The sequence below is a fragment of the Acinetobacter sp. FDAARGOS_559 genome (assembly GCF_003940475.1).
Taxonomy (GTDB): domain Bacteria; phylum Pseudomonadota; class Gammaproteobacteria; order Pseudomonadales; family Moraxellaceae; genus Acinetobacter; species Acinetobacter baumannii.
The window spans coordinates 4058461-4076898 of sequence record NZ_RKJG01000005.1 but is presented as its reverse complement, the minus strand read 5'-3'; the positions used below and the strand labels follow the sequence as shown (position 1 = coordinate 4076898).

Genomic DNA, 18438 nt, shown 5'->3' with positions numbered 1-18438 from the left:
TCCTAACGCGGTTTATTCAACATCCATTCCAAATTCTGGCGAACCGCAGGCCACTCATGTTTTAAAATGCTATAAACATGAGTGTCCCGCAAAATATCATCTTTCACAATTTGATGGCTTCTTAGCACACCGTCTAGCTTTGCACCCAAGCGTACAATCGCGGCTTGACTTTGAACATTTAAAGAAGATGTGCGTAACTCAACCGCAATACAGTTTAAAGTCTCAAATGCATGAGCCAACAATAACTTTTTACATTCAGTATTTACAGGCGTACGTTGTGCAGACTTTCGATACCATGTTGAGCCAATTTCTACACGGCGATGGGCTTCTTCAATATGCATTAAAGTTGTCATGCCCAGCGCTCGCCCCGTTTTTCGGTCTTCAATATAAAATGGCAACATAGAGCCGGATTTTTGCAAATCAAGACGTCTTTCAATTTCAGCAGTCATCTGTTCAGGTCTTGGCACACGGGTATACCAAAGATTATAGAGTTCCCCATCGCAAACGGCCTCTTTGAGCGCTTCAGCTTGAGTTACATCTAGCGGCTTTAAAATAACGTGTTCACCCAATAACTCAACAGGTGTAGTCAAAGACATCTTTATCTCCTCAATTGATATTAAGCTTTTATATTTTCAAAATTATTTATTTAAATCAGCCACACTGTACATGGCATTCGCTATAGTTTGATGACCAGATTTCGATAGGCCATCTGCCGCGCCTAAAATGTCTCGGCGTTCTTTGTTTTGCCCAAGTTTTGATTTTCCTTGCAGCTTGGTAATTTCAATCTCAATACCTACAATGGCTTTTAACATCGGTTCAAGATAATCCTTTGGTGCATCGGACATTTTCCATGGTTCAGGTTGAGATGCTTCATGAGTACGGGTTAAACGAGCCACTACACCACGAACATAGCGTTCATCATCTCGAATCGTCACTTTGCCATAAGCATGCACAACCCTATAGTTCCATGTGGGTACTTGTCTGTGCTGTTCATGTTTGGATGGGTACCAGTTTGGTGAAATATAAGCATCGCCTGCTTGAAAAACGACCAACACCTCATCTCCATTTTTAATGTCCTGCCAAACAGAATTATTTCGTGACACATGGGCATGTAGCATGCCAAGTTTCCCTTCATTTGCTTGTAACTCGAATGGAAGATGATTTGCATCTAAGCCATTACTTCCATGCGTAAAAAACACCCCAAATGGATGTTCTGCAATAAGAGAGTGCAATACATCCAAACGGTTTTCTGCAAAATCATCAGGGATATACATGGCTAAAAACCTCGCTGTAAATATCAGGGTTATTTATATTTGGTGTTGTAAATTTTCTGGTTTCTGTGGTTTATTAAAAAGAACCACTTTGTATTTTTTTAAGTAGACCAGAATTATGGCAAGAATGGCAAAAGTTGTGGAACTTCCGTCTATTGCAAAGATTGATAAAAGCCAAGGAAAGATAAGTGCTCAACTGACTCAAGCTTTACGTGAAGCTGTACAAAGTGGTGATTTACAACCCGGCGATCCATTGCCTTCTTCTCGTGAACTGGCTTTAACCCTAGGTGTCGCTCGCGGAACCATTATTGAAGCTTATGATCAGCTTTTAGCTGAAGGTGTGTTTGACTCTCAACCACGAACTGGCACTTATGTGTCTCATGCTTTGGTTAAAACATCTGTAATACAACATTCTTCAAAAGAAAATAAACCTAACTCGATCTCTTTGACCAAATCGGCACGTTCATATGCCAAAGTGCTTGATGAATTTAAGCCACTTCCCCATGTTCCTTTTGCGGTATCTGTCCCCGTCGGTCGTACTCAACCAAGTGATATCTGGCGTAAATTTGGTAATAAATTTAGATCTCGGGGAGCAGGTGTTCCTTCAGGATATGGCGAACCCCAAGGTGTATTATCACTTAGAGTTGCTATAGCAGACTATGTACGACGCTCACGTTCTGTCCACTGCGAACCTGAACAAATTGTGATTACACCTGGCATTCAACAGTCACTTTATATTTGCAGTCAAATTTTATTTGAAGCGAAAGATGAAGTTTGGGTTGAAGATCCTGCTTATCGTGGGACAACAGCCATTTTTGAGCATACTGTACAAAACATTCGAATGGTGCGTGTTCCTGTTGATGAAGAAGGCATTCAGGTTGAAACCGGAATTAAACTTTCTAAACAAGCGCGTGCTGCGTTTGTAACACCCTCTCACCAATATCCATTGGGTATGCCGATGAGTCTAGCAAGACGCACGGCATTATTAGCTTGGGCAAAACAGCAAAATGCATGGATCATTGAAGATGATTATGACAGTGAACTTCGTTACAACGGTCAGCCCTTCCCATCTTTACAAGGCATGGCACCTGACCAAGTCATTTATCTTGGGACTTTCAGCAAAGTCTTATTTCCATCGCTTAGGCTTGGCTATGCAGTGTTGCCTAAAGAACTGGTAGCTCCTTTTTGTGGGCTTAGAGTATTAATTGATAGACACCCGCCTGCTGCCGACCAACACGTTTTGGCTGCTTTTATTCAAGAGGGTTATTTAGAACGGCATATTCGACGTACTCGAAATGTCTATGCAGAAGTTCGAGAATACATTATTGGCTTGATTGAAAAATACATACCTCAAGAACTTGCTTGGTTACAACCGGGCGATCAAGGCATGCATATGGTGTTATGGCTTGCTCAACATATTAATGATATTGACGTTGCAAGCTCGGCAGTCGATGCAGGTATTGCCATCAAAGCAATTTCACCGACATTTTCAAAAGAGCGGCGACGTTCGGGTTTAATTGTCGGCTTAGGCGATTTTGAACCCGAACTAATGCAACAAGCTATCAAAAAATTATCAAAGATTATTCAACAGCACGCCAAGTCAATGTAGGTAAACCTTACAACAGCAACCATAGATGAATCGCAAATGGTCCAATGAGTACCATTAAAATACCAGCAATAACCATGGTTAAACTGGCAATCACCCCTTCTTCACTATTGCGCTGCTGTGCTCTAACTGTACCAAAACCATGCGCTGCGTTACCCAAGGCGGCACCATTTGCCACATTAGAACGGATTTTAGTAATTGCCAAAATTGCATCGCCACAAATCATACCGACCAAACCGGTAATAACAGTAAATAGGGAAACCAATGCCGCCGAACCATGAATATCTTCAGCTAAAATCATGGCAAAAGGTGTTGAAATAGAACGTGCCATCAAACTGTTGGTGACTTCAGGGCTAAAGTGGAACCACTGCGCCATTTTATAGGCAGTCATCACGCCTACACTCATGCCCACAATAATCGCAATCGTAAGAACTCCGAGGTTTTTACGAATCGTTTCCCGATAACGATAAATCGGTATAGCGAAAGCTACCGTTGCAGGACCTAATAAATTAACAATCCACTGGGTATCTTCTGAATAAGTTTGGTATGAAATTCCAAAAATCGTCATCAAAATGATGGTAAGTACAGGCACACTAATTGCGGGTGATAACCAAAGTTTTGGATGTTTTTGATAGATTCGCTTTGCCACAACATAAGCGACCAAAGTCCAGATGAGACAAAGAATTGACCAGATATTCATGTCATTATGCTCTTTAGATATGCTTATGTTGAAGACGTTTTCTAGCCTGTAAGTAAGCCTTCAAACGATTGTAATAATGAATAGTCAGTGAAGTGCTTAACATGACTAAAATGGTTCCAACCGCAATGCTTAAGACGATTTGCCATCCTTCGGTCATAAACAGGTTTTTATACTGGACAACGGCAACGACTACAGGCACAAAAAACAGTAATAGCTCACCTAAAACCACAGTTGCTCCCATTGCCACCTGATCCATTTTGATAATTTTAAAGAACAGGCATAAAAGCAATAAAAACATACCTAAAATACCTGCCGAGACAGGCACACCGAGTTTTTGGTGTAAGAGATATCCGATCCACCAAAATCCAGCCAAAATGAGAATTTGTTTAACTAACACGAACAGTGATGGTTGTGAGGGTGTTCCAGAAGCAGATTCAGTACTCATTTTTCGAAATTAAATGGTTAACTACACTATTATGCTAGCTTGGTTAAACCTGCTAAATATGAATTATTCATGTTAATATTATTCCAAAATGGAATAATCTATTCTTTATTATGCTTTCTCTAAAATCATTACAGTGCTTTGTTACTCTGGTTAAAACTAAAAGTTTTACCCGTACTGCTGAAGAGTTATATCTGACTCAGCCCACCATTAGTAAAATATTACAACAACTCGAAGAGCAGCTTCAGGTACAGCTTTTAGTTAAACCCGATCATGGACGAAAAAGACAAATTGAATTAACTGAAATTGGAGAGCGTATTTATCAACATGCGGTCGAACTTCTTCAGGCAGAGCAAAACATCTTTCTTGAAATAGAAAACTATCAACAATTAAAAACAGGTACTTTAAAACTTGGCGTTCCACCTTTAGGTTCACAGCTCCTAACAACAGCGCTGTTTGACTTTCATCGTCAATGGCCAGATATTGAATTGGCTTTTATGGAAGTGGGTTCACGCGGTATTGAACAGGCTTTACTCAATAATGAGCTAGACGTTGGTGTTTTATTGCAGCCTTTTGATGAACAAACTTTTAATAGCATCGAGTTATGTAACTACCCTTTAATGGTACTTTTACGTCGTGATGCAACTTGGGCAACCCGCAAAAAAATAAATCTAGAAGAGCTACAACACCAATCATTTTTAATGTTTCCTGAAAATTTCTCTTTAAACAGTATTATTCTCGATGCTTGTAAGCAGCATGGTTTTTACCCAACCATTGCTTGCCGTACCAGCCAATGGCACCTCTTGGCAGACATGGTGTTACAACGTATGGGAATTGCGCTTCTCCCTCAATATTATACCGACATGCTTGACCCTAGTTTATTTGCAGCAGTGCCACTCGAAAAACCAAATATTCAGTGGCACTTAGTCATGGCTTGGAAAAAGAATCTTCCTGCCTCACCAGCGGTACAAGCTTGGCTTAGCATTGTTCGTCAACATTTTCAGCACATTAAACCCTAACGTTGACCACCGAAATAGCTTAGTTCAAAAACCGATAAAGCTTTTCCACAAAAAAGCTACCCAATCTTGGCTTAGCTCACTTAGACTAGACCCATCTGTTTATCACACGGACAATAACAATGAATAACGAGCATTTTAAGCTGTATACAGATTCACAATTTCTAAGTCCCTATGCATTTACAGTTTTTGTAGGACTACACGAAAAACAAATTCCATTTGAAATAGCAACCATCGACTTAGGCCAGCAAGGCCAGTTTGAAAAATCTTATGTAGAAAAGTCATTAACTGCCAAAGTGCCTGTACTTGAGCATAATGATTTTGCCTTATCAGAATCCTCCGCCATTTTGGAATATTTAGAAGAACTTTATCCAGACACAGCTATTTATCCCAAAGATATTCAAGCTCGCGCAAGAGCACGACAAATTCAGGCATGGCTCAGATCAGACTTGGTGGCATTAAGAACTGAGCGTCCAACCGATGTTATTTTTATTCAGCCCAAGTCCACTCCACTTTCAGAAGAAGGCAAAAAAGCAGCCGAGAAACTTTTCTTTGTTGCAGAAAAACTTCTTGCGTCTGATGCGGAATTTCTTTTTGGTTCATGGAGCATTGTAGATGCTGAACTTGCCCTGATGTTGCAACGCCTTATTCAAAATGGTGATGCTGTATCAGAGCGCCTAAAAAATTATGCATTACAGCAATGGCAACGTCCGTCTGTACAAAAATGGCTTGCCTTGCGACATAACTAAGCCCTTTATTTACACCAAACATGAGATAAAAAATGAGTGATTCAAACTATATTCCTCCACAAGTTTGGCAATGGACTGGAGAAAAAACCGATTTAAACCAACCTACCTCAGGTGCGCGTTACGAGCATACACTTCCAGTAGGGAAACATCCGCTCCAACTCTACTCTTTAGCAACGCCTAATGGTCAAAAAGTTACTATTTTGCTTGAAGAGCTTTTAGCGTTAGGACATAAAGATGCTGAATATGATGCATGGCTGATTAAAATCGGTGAAGGACAGCAATTTGGTAGTGGCTTTGTAGACATTAATCCCAACTCTAAAATTCCAGCATTGGTTGACCATAGCCAAAACCCGCCATTAAGAGTATTTGAATCTGGCTCAATTTTGCTTTACTTGGCTGAAAAGTTTAAAGCGTTTATTCCGACTGATATTGCTGCACGTACTGAATGCCTCAATTGGTTATTCTGGCAAATGGGCAGTGCACCTTACTTAGGTGGTGGTTTTGGACATTTTTATGCTTATGCCCCTGTTAAAATTGAATATGCGATTAACCGCTTTGCAATGGAAACAAAACGCTTACTTGATGTATTAGATCAGCATCTGGCAAAAAACGAATATTTGGCGGGTTCTGAATATAGCATCGCTGATATTGCAGCATTCCCTTGGTATGGCGGTCTTGTTAAAAACTGGGTATATAACGGCGCGGAGTTTTTAGGTGTCGATCAATATAAAAATGTTCAACGTTGGGCAGATGCGATTTTAGCGCGCCCTGCGGTACAACGTGGCCGTATGGTCAATCGTACCTTTGGTGATTTAACTACGCAGTTGCATGAACGCCATGATGCGAGTGATTTTGAGACCAAGACTCAAGATAAATTGCAGAATCAGTCTTAAAAATATCATTTAGTTTTTGACTTACCCGCAAGATATTTCATTTTTGCGGGTATTCAAAGTTGGCAAAATAGCCCGTGTATAACTCACTCAGCCAAGCGACAAAAACTCGTACGCGTGGCGAGAGCTGCCGATGCTGCGGATATAAAGCAGAAACTGACATCTTCGGGATTTCCCACTCAGATAAAACCTCAACTAGTCGCCCATTTTTTAATTCATTTGCCACATGGTAGCGCGGTACTTGAATTAAGCCTGCCCCACGTAAAGCAGATAATACATAGTTTTCAGCGTCATTTACCGCAATCCAGCTTTTCAAAAAATAATCTTGTTTTTTGCCATTCGCCATCAATTCAAATGGATAATTCCGTCCGCCTGATTTCGAAAAGAAATTAACACAATAATGTGATAACAAATCTTCTGGTTGCTCTGGCGTTCCATGTTTATTTAAATAGTCAGGACTCGCACAAATCACTTGCGGCATATCCACCAAATGTCTAGCAATTAAAGTGGAATCATCTAAACGGCCCGCTCTCACCACACAGTCTATCCCTTCCCTGATCAGATCAACCAAGCGGTCACCCGTACTGATTACCAGTTCAATGTCGGGGTATAACTCGTGAAATTGATCTATATTGGGTAAAACAATTTTAGTTGCATGTGCGCCTGATAAATCGACACGTAATAAACCACGGGGCTGAGCAATTACATTGCGTAAAGATGATTCGGCATCATCAAGTTCCGATAATATTTGTGTGCAGCGTTCATAAAATGCCTGTCCATCTAGTGATGGTCTTACATGCCGAGTCGTCCGTTCTAGCAAACGGCACTGTAAATTACTCTCTAACTCTTTAATGGCGTTACTTGCTGTAGCGCGTGGGATATTCAGCTGATCGGCTGCCTGACTAAAACTACCCAGCTCTACGATGCGGGTAAAAAGTTGCAAGGTATCAAATTTATCCATAGTGCTCGCTTTTAACCCTGTCTATTATTAATAAATATGGAATTATCTTATCCAATTCTGATGATTTATCCCATATTTCTACATTATTAAAATAAGCCATACTTAATCAAACAGGCAATCTAAAAATGAATATTTCAAGAAAAACAGCTCTGGTTACTGGCGCATCACGTGGTATTGGCCGTGCTATTGCAGAACGCTTAGCTCAAGATAGGTTTTATGTGATTATTAATTATGCTGGCAATAAAGCGCATGCCCAAGCCACTGTAGAACATATTATTGAGCAAGGTGGTCAAGCCTCAGCTATTCAAGCGGACGTTGCAAATGAACATGAGGTGAGCCGTTTGTTTCAAGAAGCTAAAGCGATTAACGGGCAATTAGATGTGGTAGTTCATAGTGCTGGTATTATGCCTATGGCAAAAATTACACCTGAAAGCCTGCCAGATTTCGATAAAGTGATTCATACCAATTTACGTGGCGCGTTTTTAATATTGGCGCATGCGGCCGAAACAGTGCCAGATGGTGGCCGGATTATTGCGCTTTCAACCAGTGTAATTGCCAAATCTTTTCCGGCATATGGTCCTTATATTGCTTCAAAAGCAGGTGTCGAAGGTTTGGTACATGTGTTAGCAAATGAGTTACGTGGACGCAATATCACTGTAAATGCTGTTGCGCCTGGCCCGACAGGCACTGACCTTTTTTACAATGGAAAAACTGAAGAGCAAGTGGCAGCTATTGCAAAACTTGCTCCATTGGAACGAATCGGGACACCTGACGAAATTGCTGGCGTAGTGGCCATGCTGGCTGGTCCAGATGGGGCTGGGTAAACTCTCAAGTCATTCGTGTAAATGGTGGATTTGCTTAATTTTAAAAACCGTGCGGATTATTTTAATCTGTACGGTTTTTTACTAAATAATAAAATTTCTTAAATTTATTTTATTTTAATAACTTTATAAGATTAACTAATACTGTTTTATATAAAATATTCACCGCTCTTATTTATCAAAATAATATATATAAATAGATATTCCTTATTTTTGCTTATATTTAAAACCGCGTAAATTGAACCTTAACAATCTGAATCAAAGATAAGGATATATTCAATGAACGCTAAATTAAATACTGAAACTCCACAAAGTTTTATCTCAAATGGTTCAAATACATCCTTTTCAGCCGAAGATATTCTTGCTAAAGCACAGCAATATGCACAAGAACACGAACTAAATTTTAGTGGCAGTTTATCACCTGTTGACGCATGGCAACTCGTACAACAAGGAGAAGCTGTTTTAGTTGATGTGCGCACCAATGAAGAACGTAAATTTGTAGGTTATGTCCCTGAAAGTGTTCATGTTGCTTGGGCAACAGGCACATCGTTTAACCGTAATCCACGCTTTTTAAAAGAACTCGAATCAAAAGTTGGCAAAGATAAAACCATTCTTTTGTTATGTCGTAGTGGCAACCGTTCAGCACAAGCTGCCGAGGCCGCATTTAATGCAGGTTTTGAGCATATTTATAACGTTCTTGAAGGCTTCGAAGGTGATCTAAATGATCAGCAACAGCGTAATCAGAAAAATGGCTGGCGCATCCACCAACTTCCTTGGCAACAAGACTAATACTTCAATCAATTTTCAGTGAATCAAGGAAAGCTTGTGACTCAATGGAACATTAATGCGGTTGTACAAGGTTTACAACAAGCAAGGCATGACTGGCGTCAGCAACAGCACAGAACAAAAGAATTTGGAGGCCGTGAACTTCCATCTAAAGAAGCTTTAAAGGCCATTTTAGATGACCTGTGCGGGATTTTATTTCCAATGCGTTTAGGCCCTGCCGACTTACGTCAGGAAACTGAAGATTCTTATATTGCCTATACTTTAAATCGGGTACTAACAGCTTTACATGCTCAAGTACAACTGGCTTTAAATTATGAAGCGAAACGACATTTGAGTCATTCAAACCCAGTGCAGCAGCCACAAGAACTTGCTCAAACTATTGTGCAGGATTTTGCCAACACTTTGCCCTCTATACGGCGCCTTTTAGACGGCGATGTGCGAGCGGCTTATGAAGGTGATCCGGCAGCACATAGTGTAGATGAAGTATTACTCTGCTATCCGGGCATATTTGCGATTATCTATCACCGAATTGCCCATCAGCTCTATGCTCAAGTGCCTTTATTGTCTCGCATTATTTCGGAGTTGGCTCACTCTGCAACAGGTATTGATATTCATCCGGGTGCGCAAATCGGTAAAGGATTTTTCATTGATCATGGTACGGGTGTGGTGATTGGCGAGACTTGTGTGATTGGGGAACGCGTTCGTATTTATCAGGCCGTGACCCTTGGAGCAAAACGCTTTGAAACCAATGATGATGGTGGTTTGAAAAAAGATTATATACGCCATCCGATTGTTGAAGATGATGTCGTGATTTATGCAGGCGCCACTATTTTAGGCCGTATTACCATTGGTCGAGGGTCAATTATTGGGGGGAATGTTTGGCTAACCCATAGTGTTGCTGCAGGTAGCCAGATTTTACAGTCACCGAATGAGTCTTATCAAAAAAATCATATTGCCGGTTAAAAACTATAGATGTGAAATAAATAGATAAGGAGATAAATAAACAAAGAACGTGCAGATTAATAAAATGCTTATTTCTAGTTTAAATATATTTTTATTTAGAAAATAGATAACTCATTAATAAGCTCAGTATTTAAAAAATTTATAACGCGATTTTAATTTTAAAACCAGAACTAATTCTAGTTTATATGCATCCTAGAATTTTTATTTTCAAAAAGCCAATGTAATAAGGAAAAATGATTCATGGCGAAAAATACAGATAAAGCCCAACTTGCACTTGGGGACCATGCAGCCCGTCAACTGGCCAATGCAACCAAAACAGCTCCCCAGCTTTCTACAATTACTCCCCGCTGGCTGACTCACTTACTTCAGTGGATTCCTGTTGAAGCAGGTATTTATCGCCTAAACCGTGTCAATAATACCGATGATATTCAGGTGGCTTGTACACAACGTGATGAAGCAACTTTACCTCAGACTTTTGTTGATTATGACCCTGAGCCACGCGAATACTTTTTAAATGGTGTATCTACTGTTTTAGATGTGCATACGCGTGTTGCTGATCTTTACAGCAGCCCACACGACCAAATTAAAGAACAGCTTCGCTTAACCATTGAAACCATTAAAGAACGTCAAGAAAGTGAGCTCATCAATAATCCTGAATACGGTTTACTGGCAAGTGTGACAGATGACCAACGTATCTCGACTCTAAACGGCCCACCTACGCCAGATGATTTAGATGATTTGTTACGTAAAGTCTGGAAAGAACCGGGATTTTTCCTAGCGCATCCTGATGCAATTGCAGCATTTGGCCGTGAATGTACACGCCGTGGTGTACCGCCTCCAACGGTTAGTCTGTTCGGTTCGCAATTCATTACATGGCGCGGAATTCCACTCATTCCATCAAATAAAATTCCTGTAGAAGATGGCAAAACTAAAATCTTGCTGCTTCGTGTTGGTGAAAAGCGTCAGGGGATTGTTGGTTTGTTCCAACCGGGTCTTGCGGGTGAACAGTCACCGGGGCTTTCAGTACGCTTTATGGGAATCAACCGTAACGCGATTGCGTCGTATCTAATCTCGTTATATTGCTCACTTGCAGTATTAACAGACGATGCTTTGGCAGTGTTAGATGATGTGGAGGTGGACAAATATCATGACTACCCAGTTAACTACAAGTAATCTGCAAGGTAGTTCAACGGGGCCTGAAGTGACTGGTGCTAACCCACCAGCCAACTTCCCCGATGAGTCCACCATTGCTCGACTTGCTAATGAGTTTTTTTTAGCAGTGCCAAGCTCAAGCAATTCAGCTTCTCCATCGGGCCTTAACTTGGATTTACCTGTCGGAGCACCACCGCACCCACCACAACCGGGTGAACCATTTTCTGCACTCAGTGGTCGTGCGCCCAATATCGCCTTTCAGAAAAGTCTTAATCCGGAATATCCTGAACATATTCCAAATTTGCCCGACTACCCTGAACGCCGAATTGTAGCGTCTGCGCCTGTGGTGGGTGGAGCTAATTTGCCACGCCCACCATTTGAACCACATTTGCCACAAGCTGCTCATAGTGAACCCAATGTGCCACGCATTGAACCGAACTTACCAACGGGTGCTGGTGAATCACCTTATTATTTTTTAAATGATTTTTCTGTCCCCAATGCAGCAGAGCCATCTGTTAAAGGTGTTGAAGATAATTATTCGGTTGCACAGTCTTTTCAGTTGCCACATGGTGACCAGCTAAAGTCCTTACTGACGGAAGATCGTTTTGCAACGAACACGCCTCCCCAAAGTTCAGCAAGCTCTGCATTTTATTTTTTAGACTTGCCTCAAAGTGGACAAAGTTATAGTCACTATCAACCATCACAACCCACTTTTGTAGCAAGTAGTGCTCAACCACTTGATGTGCATGCCATACGTCGCAATTTTCCTATTTTACAGGAACGCGTCAACGGTCGACCTTTGGTCTGGTTTGATAATGCAGCGACCACACAAAAACCGCAGCGCGTGATTGACCGGATTGCTTATTTTTATCAGCATGAAAACTCGAACATTCACCGTGCTGCACATGAGTTAGCGGCTCGTGCAACCGACGCCTATGAGCATGCAAGAAATGTAGTTGCCCGATTTATTGGTGCACCCTCTTCTAAAGAAATTATCTTTGTTCGAGGCACCACGGAAGGGATTAACCTGATTGCGAAAACATGGGGTGAGCAAAATATTGGCGAAGGTGATGAAATTATTGTTTCGCACTTGGAACACCATGCCAATATTGTGCCTTGGTATCAACTCACTAAAAAAACTGGAGCGAAATTAAGAGTCATTCCTGTCGATGACACGGGACAAATCATTTTGGAAGAATTACCAAAACTGATTAATGAACGCACCAAACTGCTATCGATTACTCAAGTTTCGAATGCTTTAGGCACAGTCACACCTGTTGCTGAAGTCATTAAAATCGCTCATGCAAAAGGTATCCGCGTGCTAGTCGATGGTGCTCAATCCGTTTCGCACATGCCAACCGATGTTCAAGCTCTTGATGCAGACTTTTTTGTATTTTCTGGACATAAAGTGTTTGGGCCGACGGGCATTGGTGCGGTATATGCCAAACCAGAGTTGCTAGAAAGCATGCCTGTATGGGAAGGCGGCGGTAACATGATTCAGGATGTCACCTTCGAACAAGTAGTTTACCAACCTGCACCAAACAAGTTTGAAGCCGGAACTGGAAACATTGCCGATGCTGTCGGTTTAGGTGCTGCACTTGAATATGTGGAGAGTCTAGGTATTCATAACATTGCTCGCTATGAACATGATCTACTCGAATATGGTCAAAATGCACTGAGCAGTGTGTCTGGTTTACGTCTGATCGGAACGGCGCATCACAAAGCCAGTGTCATGTCATTTACCCTACAAGGCTATTCAACTGAACAAGTGGGTAAAGCTTTAAATCAACATGGCATTGCCGTACGTTCTGGACACCACTGTGCACAGCCAATTTTACGTCGTTTTGGTGTAGAACAAACCGTGCGTCCGTCTTTGGCTTTTTATAATACGACTGAAGAAATTGATTTATTGGTGTCAGTGTTACATCAACTGACGCGTAATAGGCGTAGCAATTAAATCTATTTGTAGAAAAGACTGCTTTTGAGCGGTCTTTTTTTATAATTAATTTGCCATCATTAAAATTCAATTTTTCAATGAGGAAACTATTAAAACTCAAATAGTCCTAGCACCACATTTACTCGAGCAAAAGTCGTCTGCAACCTGCGTAGCATCAAAAAGATTCTGTTTCTGTGAAACACTAGTTAAATGAAATAAGTCGACAGGTTTTGCAGATGACAATGCTTTTGCTTACTTTGAGCGAAACCAAAGTAAGTCCAGCCGAAGGCGACTGAAGAAATTAAAACTTTAAGCGATAATACTCTGTCGTGCTATGCAATAGTTCGCAGATGACTTTAGGTTGAGCTAAAAATTATTAGTGGTTATCACGGCGGAGTCTTACCGTTTTATCTCCAAAGAAAGTAGCTAATTCCATTACTTTTTTAAAAAATGAGTGACAACGTCACGCAAGAGAAACTTTCTCATCCACAGAACCTGTTCTCTGTTTTCATTTTTCAAAAAATATTGCAAATACATTATCTTTATAAATCATGGGCAGGCTGTGGATGAAATTTAGCACGAGCAAATACTGGTATGAACGCCGTAAAAACTATATACAATCTAAAATCGTACTTCTGCCCCCATTAAATACTCACGGCAATTAAACAAACAAACTCCAAATCAATCTCAATGCAATCCCAATCAACAACACTCCCATCACCCTCTCAAAATAAACCCCAAACTCCAAAAATCTTTTACGTACGATAGGCTGTGCAAACAGTACACTCACCACCATAAACCAGATAGCATTGACCATACACATCCATATCCCATAAAAAACCTGAACTTTCATCGGTGTGGTCGTACTTACAATCGTCGTAAAAATTGCCAGAAAAAAGATAGTGGCTTTGGGGTTTAACGCATTGGTAAGAAAACCCATGGTAAACGCTTTAAATAAACTTGGCGTGTCACTACCTGCTTGGCCATTAATTTCAATATTAGTATTCGGCTGGCTACGTAAACACTGCCATCCTAAATACACTAAGTAAGCTGCCCCCACTGTTCTGATCAGTGACATGAGCCATTCGCTTTGCTGAATCAAAAAGCCAATACCAACAAGTGTATAAAACACATGTACTGAAATTCCGACACCAATACCAATTGCAGTCAGACATCCAATCAAATAACCATAACGTACACTTTGTCTTACCGTAATCACAAAATCTGGTCCCGGTAAAATCACCGCCATAAAGTGAATAAGAGCTAGCGTTAAAAACTCATGCCCATATAACTGCCACATAACAATTTAGTTTCCTGAAAATCACCTAAAAGATTGTATTGCGATTTTTTAAACGCGATAATCTAGTCAAAATCCAAATAACTTTTGCCTCATGAGCACAAATCAAAGTCCGGTTCTGTTAAATGAAATGGCGACCTTCGTTAAGGTTGTCGAGTCGGAAAGCTTTTCTGAAACTGCACGCCAGCTTGGTACAACACCTTCTGCTGTGAGCCGCGCGATTGCTCGATTAGAACGTGCTTTAGGCACCCGCTTACTGTATCGAACTACGCGGAAACTTCGCTTAAGTGAAAGCGGACAACAGGTTTATCAACGTTGTTTAGATATGGTGAATGCTGCACAAGCAGTCATGGAAAGTTCGGGCCAATTTCATGTCGAACCCGAAGGTATTATTCGTATGAGTGTTCCGAAAGCTGTGGGACATTTTATGATTCATCCGCATTTACCCGAGTTTTTAGAACGCTACCCGAAAATTGATATACAAATGCTTTTAGAAGATCGCTATGTAGACCTGATTGATGATGGAGTAGATTTAGCACTTCGAATTACAGAGCAACCACCAGGTGGCCTTATGGGTCGAAAGCTGATTGATATTGATCACTTGGTTTGTGCTACACCTGAATATTTGTCCAAGCACGGTACACCGAACCATCCTCATGATTTAAAGCAGCATGAATGTATTTACTTGGGCGAACAAGCCAGTGACTCAAAGTGGAAATTTCAACAAGGAAATAAATCGATCAGTGTGGCTGTGCGTGGCCGTTATGCAGCAAACCATACGGGTGTGCGTTTGAGTGCTGCATTACAGCATTTAGGTATTGCGAGCTTGCCGTACTTCGTTGCACGCCATGCTCTACAACAAGGTACCTTAGTTCAGGTTTTACCAGATTGGTATTTTAAGACCTATTATAGCGGTGGGCTGTGGTTACTCTACCCACCGACACGGCATGTCCCGCCTAAATTGAGTGTGTTGATTCAATATTTGGCAGATAAATTAGCAGCAGAGCCGACTTTATTTAAGTTAAAGTAATATAAAGTCAAAGAATTAGCACGATTGAATCCTACCTTTAATCTCTAAAGCAATCAGCTAATTCTGTTACTTTTTTTTGGAAAAAGTAACCAAAAAACTTTCTCATCTACAGAACCTGACCACTGTTTACATCTATAAAAAATATTGCAAAAACATTACCTTTATAAATTATGGGCAGGCTGTAGATGAATCTTAGTTCGAGTAAATACTATCTAGAGTTCTAATCATTAGAGGTTATTAGCACGATTACTCAACCAATAGATCTTTTGGATTAATCGTATCACCATAAACTGGTTTTAACGTTTTTTCATAAGCCTGATGAATCACACCTTCTTTTGCCAGTTTCTCTAAGTCTTGGTTCAACCAGTCCAGTAACTCTTTATCGCCTTTTTTCACTGCTGGTGCAATTAAGTCCTGCTCACCTAAATTGGTAATGCCAACGGTGTAATTTGGATTTTCTTTAGCCCAAGCTAAAACCAGCAAGTTATCATGGGCAAGCGCAGCGCCACGGCCATCTTTTAAAGCATCAAAAGTTTCAGTGTTTTGCTCATATTTTTGTAGTTTAATTTCAGGATGAGTCTTGGTGAAGAATGAATCAGCCGTTGTACCTTTATTTACCAACAAAGTTTTATCTTTAAGTTGAGCCACATCAGTAATCGGATGGCTTTTAGGAGAAACTACGCCCAAAGCAACCTTTAGATAAGGCTTAGCAAAATCGACCACTTCTTTACGTTCAGGTGTAACGGTAAAGTTTGCAAAAATAATATCTACTTTATTGGCTTTTAAATATTCGACACGGTTAGCTGCTTCAGTTAAAACGAACTCAACTTTGTTTTCATCACCCAGCAGATCTTTAGCAACATGCTTGGCAATCTCTACATCAAAGCCTTGGTTTTTACCTTGAGCATCTAAATATCCAAACGGCGGTTTATCACTAAATACGCCAATTCGTACCACACCATTCTTTTTGATCTGTTCAATACTTGACGTAGTTTGTGTGGTATCGGCCGTTTTTTCAGTAGACTGAGTTCCTTTATCACATGCAACTAAACCTAAACTCAGTAAAGAGGCAGCTAAAATATGCTTCACGTTTTGAAATGTTAATGTTGTCATTATTTCACCCTATCGTTCTTGTAAAAGTCTTATTTAGAATCGCAGCGCCTACTTTTAGCCACTGCTCTAGCGATATCGAAAACTATTGGCCTACATCTAAAAACACATTTGGATTGACCGAGTCACCGTAAATTGGTTTCAAGGTTTCATCATAAATTTTCTTGATTTCACCGCTTGTTCTGAGCTGCTTAATTTCAGTATTGAGCCAATTCAATAATTGGGTATTGCCCTTTTTAACTGCCGGTGCAATAAACTCTTGATCACCAATAGACTGTATACCTGCAACATAACTTGGGTTTTTCGCGGCCCATGCCAAAGCATAGGTACTATCTTGTGAAATCGCGTCACCACGACCATCTGTTAAGGCTTTAAAGGCATCCGAGTTTCTTTCAAACTTGAGTAAATTCACTTTTGGATAATGCTTGGTAAAGTACGTATCTGAACTTGTGCCTTTATTTACAATTAAGGTTTTACCTTCTAATTGAGCAATGTCAGTAATCGGCTTGGCTTTAGGCGAGACAATCCCAAAAGCCCCTTTTAAATAAGGTTCGGCAAAATCGACAACCTCCTTACGCTCAGGGGTTACTGTAAATGTCGCGAACACCACATCGGCACGATTTGATTTTAAAAACTCCACCCGATTTGAAGCTTCAGTCACAATAAACTCAACTTTCTTTTCATCACCAAGCAAATCTTTAGTCACCCGTTTTGCTAGAGCCACATCAAAGCCCTGATTATTCCCCGCACTATCTACATAACCAAACGGCGGATCATCAGCAAAAACGGCAACGCGTAAAACCCCATTTTTTTTGACTTGTTCTAAAGAATGGTCTGCTTGAGCATTACTTGCCTGTTCAGTTGATGGTGTTTTACTACATGCAGTTAATAAAACCCCAGCAACGGCAAGACTGCTTAATATTTTTATTGAATTACGTTTAAACATTCACTTCCTCATGATTCAAATAATAAAAATTTAGTACGACAAAATATTTAAGAAAGCTTTCGCTCGTTCTGTTTTTGGCTGTTCAAAAAATTCTTCTGGTGAAGCCTGTTCAATAATCTTGCCCTTATCCATAAAAATAATGCGGTCAGCAACCTTGCGGGCAAAGGACATCTCATGTGTCACAATCAACATGGTCATTCCTTCATTCGCTAACTTGAGTACCACATCAAGCACTTCCCTGACCATTTCCGGATCAAGCGCAGCGGTAATTTCATCAAGCAAAATGACTTTAGGTTGCATGACCAGTGAACGTACAATGGCAATACGCTGTTTTTGTCCACCCGAAAGCTGTCGTGGATAATCTAATTTTCGCTCAAACAGTCCAACGCGCTTTAACAACTCATCTGCAACTTGTTCTGCTTCATCGCGGTGGCGTTTTTGTACTTTGAGTGGTCCGAGCAAGATGTTGTCAATGACGTTCATATGCCCAAATAGCTCATAGTTCTGAAAAACCATACCAATTTTTTGACGAGCATTAGTCCAGTCCACATCTTTACCGAGCACACCTGAGCCAGTTAAACGAATTTCGCCACCTTGAATCGGTTCTAAGCCGTTAATACAGCGCAATAAGGTACTTTTACCGCAACCCGATGGACCTAAAATAACAACCACTTCTCCTTGTTCTACATCCAGATCAATGCCCTGTAAAATATGACTTTGTGCAAATGATTTCTGTAATTGTTGTATCGATAACAAAGGCAT

Annotated in this window: 19 protein-coding genes and 2 pseudogenes; 12 read left to right on the top strand and 9 right to left on the bottom strand. The window is 40.6% G+C overall.

Going from position 1 to position 18438, the window contains the following annotated elements:
• Positions 1-2 precede the first annotated feature (2 nt).
• Both EGS71_RS21195 and EGS71_RS21190 read right to left on the bottom strand, forming a co-directional pair.
• Positions 3-596: a GNAT family N-acetyltransferase gene (locus tag EGS71_RS21195; RefSeq protein WP_000060333.1), complete on the bottom strand. Its 594-nt coding sequence runs from the start codon at positions 594-596 to the stop codon at positions 3-5.
• Between the two features lie 42 nt (positions 597-638).
• On the bottom strand, positions 639-1274 hold the full coding sequence (locus EGS71_RS21190; RefSeq protein WP_000275755.1) for an FMN-binding negative transcriptional regulator: 636 nt from the start codon (positions 1272-1274) through the stop codon (positions 639-641).
• A 115-nt stretch (positions 1275-1389) separates the two neighbouring features.
• Here EGS71_RS21190 and EGS71_RS21185 point away from each other — a divergent pair, with 115 nt between their 5' ends.
• The gene (locus EGS71_RS21185; RefSeq protein ID WP_000113417.1) at positions 1390-2880 is read left to right on the top strand and encodes a PLP-dependent aminotransferase family protein; all 1491 of its coding nucleotides are present in this window, start codon (positions 1390-1392) and stop codon (positions 2878-2880) included.
• 7 nt (positions 2881-2887) lie between these two features.
• On the opposite strand, the gene EGS71_RS21180 is transcribed toward EGS71_RS21185, so the two are convergent.
• Both EGS71_RS21180 and EGS71_RS21175 read right to left on the bottom strand, forming a co-directional pair.
• Complete coding sequence (locus tag EGS71_RS21180) at positions 2888-3577, bottom strand: LrgB family protein (RefSeq protein WP_001028714.1); 690 nt, start codon at positions 3575-3577, stop codon at positions 2888-2890.
• Between the two features lie 13 nt (positions 3578-3590).
• Positions 3591-4022, bottom strand: coding sequence for a CidA/LrgA family protein (locus EGS71_RS21175; RefSeq protein WP_000102765.1), 432 nt, complete (start codon positions 4020-4022; stop codon positions 3591-3593).
• Between the two features lie 110 nt (positions 4023-4132).
• On the opposite strand from EGS71_RS21175, the gene EGS71_RS21170 reads away from it, so the two are divergent.
• The 3 genes from EGS71_RS21170 to yghU all read left to right on the top strand — a co-directional run bounded on the left by EGS71_RS21170 (position 4133) and on the right by yghU (position 6677).
• Positions 4133-5038 carry a LysR family transcriptional regulator gene (locus EGS71_RS21170; protein WP_000949916.1) on the top strand — a complete coding sequence of 302 codons (906 nt, stop codon included), beginning with the start codon at positions 4133-4135 and terminating at the stop codon, positions 5036-5038.
• Between the two features lie 119 nt (positions 5039-5157).
• Positions 5158-5784, top strand: a complete 627-nt coding sequence (yfcF, locus tag EGS71_RS21165; protein ID WP_001058356.1) for a glutathione transferase — start codon at positions 5158-5160, stop codon at positions 5782-5784.
• A 32-nt stretch (positions 5785-5816) separates the two neighbouring features.
• The gene (gene yghU / locus EGS71_RS21160; RefSeq protein WP_001285213.1) at positions 5817-6677 is read left to right on the top strand and encodes a glutathione-dependent disulfide-bond oxidoreductase; all 861 of its coding nucleotides are present in this window, start codon (positions 5817-5819) and stop codon (positions 6675-6677) included.
• A 37-nt stretch (positions 6678-6714) separates the two neighbouring features.
• On the opposite strand, the gene EGS71_RS21155 is transcribed toward yghU, so the two are convergent.
• Positions 6715-7635, bottom strand: a complete 921-nt coding sequence (locus EGS71_RS21155; RefSeq protein WP_000357074.1) for a LysR family transcriptional regulator — start codon at positions 7633-7635, stop codon at positions 6715-6717.
• A 125-nt stretch (positions 7636-7760) separates the two neighbouring features.
• Here EGS71_RS21155 and EGS71_RS21150 point away from each other — a divergent pair.
• From EGS71_RS21150 to EGS71_RS22850, 6 genes and pseudogenes are all read left to right on the top strand, one after another.
• Positions 7761-8497 (top strand): annotated as a pseudogene (locus tag EGS71_RS21150) (SDR family oxidoreductase).
• Between the two features lie 238 nt (positions 8498-8735).
• Positions 8736-9245: a rhodanese-like domain-containing protein gene (locus EGS71_RS21145; RefSeq protein WP_000992245.1), complete on the top strand. Its 510-nt coding sequence runs from the start codon at positions 8736-8738 to the stop codon at positions 9243-9245.
• Between the two features lie 18 nt (positions 9246-9263).
• Positions 9264-10205, top strand: a complete 942-nt coding sequence (epsC, locus tag EGS71_RS21140) for a serine O-acetyltransferase EpsC (protein WP_085944080.1) — start codon at positions 9264-9266, stop codon at positions 10203-10205.
• 240 nt (positions 10206-10445) lie between these two features.
• Positions 10446-11378, top strand: coding sequence for a family 2A encapsulin nanocompartment shell protein (locus EGS71_RS21135; protein ID WP_001107594.1), 933 nt, complete (start codon positions 10446-10448; stop codon positions 11376-11378).
• Positions 11353-13314, top strand: coding sequence for a family 2A encapsulin nanocompartment cargo protein cysteine desulfurase (locus EGS71_RS21130; protein ID WP_000211585.1), 1962 nt, complete (start codon positions 11353-11355; stop codon positions 13312-13314). The genes EGS71_RS21135 and EGS71_RS21130 overlap by 26 nt, the downstream gene beginning before the upstream one ends.
• A gap of 429 nt (positions 13315-13743) precedes the next feature.
• A pseudogene (locus tag EGS71_RS22850) lies at positions 13744-13870 on the top strand (hypothetical protein).
• A gap of 84 nt (positions 13871-13954) precedes the next feature.
• Here the strand turns inward: EGS71_RS22850 and EGS71_RS21125 are convergent.
• On the bottom strand, positions 13955-14593 hold the full coding sequence (locus tag EGS71_RS21125; protein WP_000267778.1) for a LysE family translocator: 639 nt from the start codon (positions 14591-14593) through the stop codon (positions 13955-13957).
• Positions 14594-14684: 91 nt separating this feature from the next.
• Here EGS71_RS21125 and EGS71_RS21120 point away from each other — a divergent pair, with 91 nt between their 5' ends.
• Together EGS71_RS21120 and EGS71_RS21115 are read left to right on the top strand one after the other, a co-directional pair.
• Positions 14685-15620 (top strand): LysR family transcriptional regulator, encoded by a 936-nt coding sequence (locus EGS71_RS21120; RefSeq protein WP_002009175.1) that lies wholly within the window; start codon positions 14685-14687, stop codon positions 15618-15620.
• Positions 15621-15696: 76 nt separating this feature from the next.
• Complete coding sequence (locus tag EGS71_RS21115; protein ID WP_001990052.1) at positions 15697-15816, top strand: hypothetical protein; 120 nt, start codon at positions 15697-15699, stop codon at positions 15814-15816.
• A gap of 50 nt (positions 15817-15866) precedes the next feature.
• On the opposite strand, the gene EGS71_RS21110 is transcribed toward EGS71_RS21115, so the two are convergent.
• From EGS71_RS21110 to EGS71_RS21100, 3 genes are all read right to left on the bottom strand, one after another.
• Positions 15867-16733 (bottom strand): cysteine ABC transporter substrate-binding protein, encoded by an 867-nt coding sequence (locus EGS71_RS21110; RefSeq protein WP_000209982.1) that lies wholly within the window; start codon positions 16731-16733, stop codon positions 15867-15869.
• A gap of 82 nt (positions 16734-16815) precedes the next feature.
• Positions 16816-17676 carry a transporter substrate-binding domain-containing protein gene (locus EGS71_RS21105; RefSeq protein WP_000476785.1) on the bottom strand — a complete coding sequence of 287 codons (861 nt, stop codon included), beginning with the start codon at positions 17674-17676 and terminating at the stop codon, positions 16816-16818.
• 30 nt (positions 17677-17706) lie between these two features.
• Entirely contained in the window at positions 17707-18438 is a 732-nt protein-coding gene (locus tag EGS71_RS21100; RefSeq protein WP_001130360.1) for an amino acid ABC transporter ATP-binding protein, read from the bottom strand.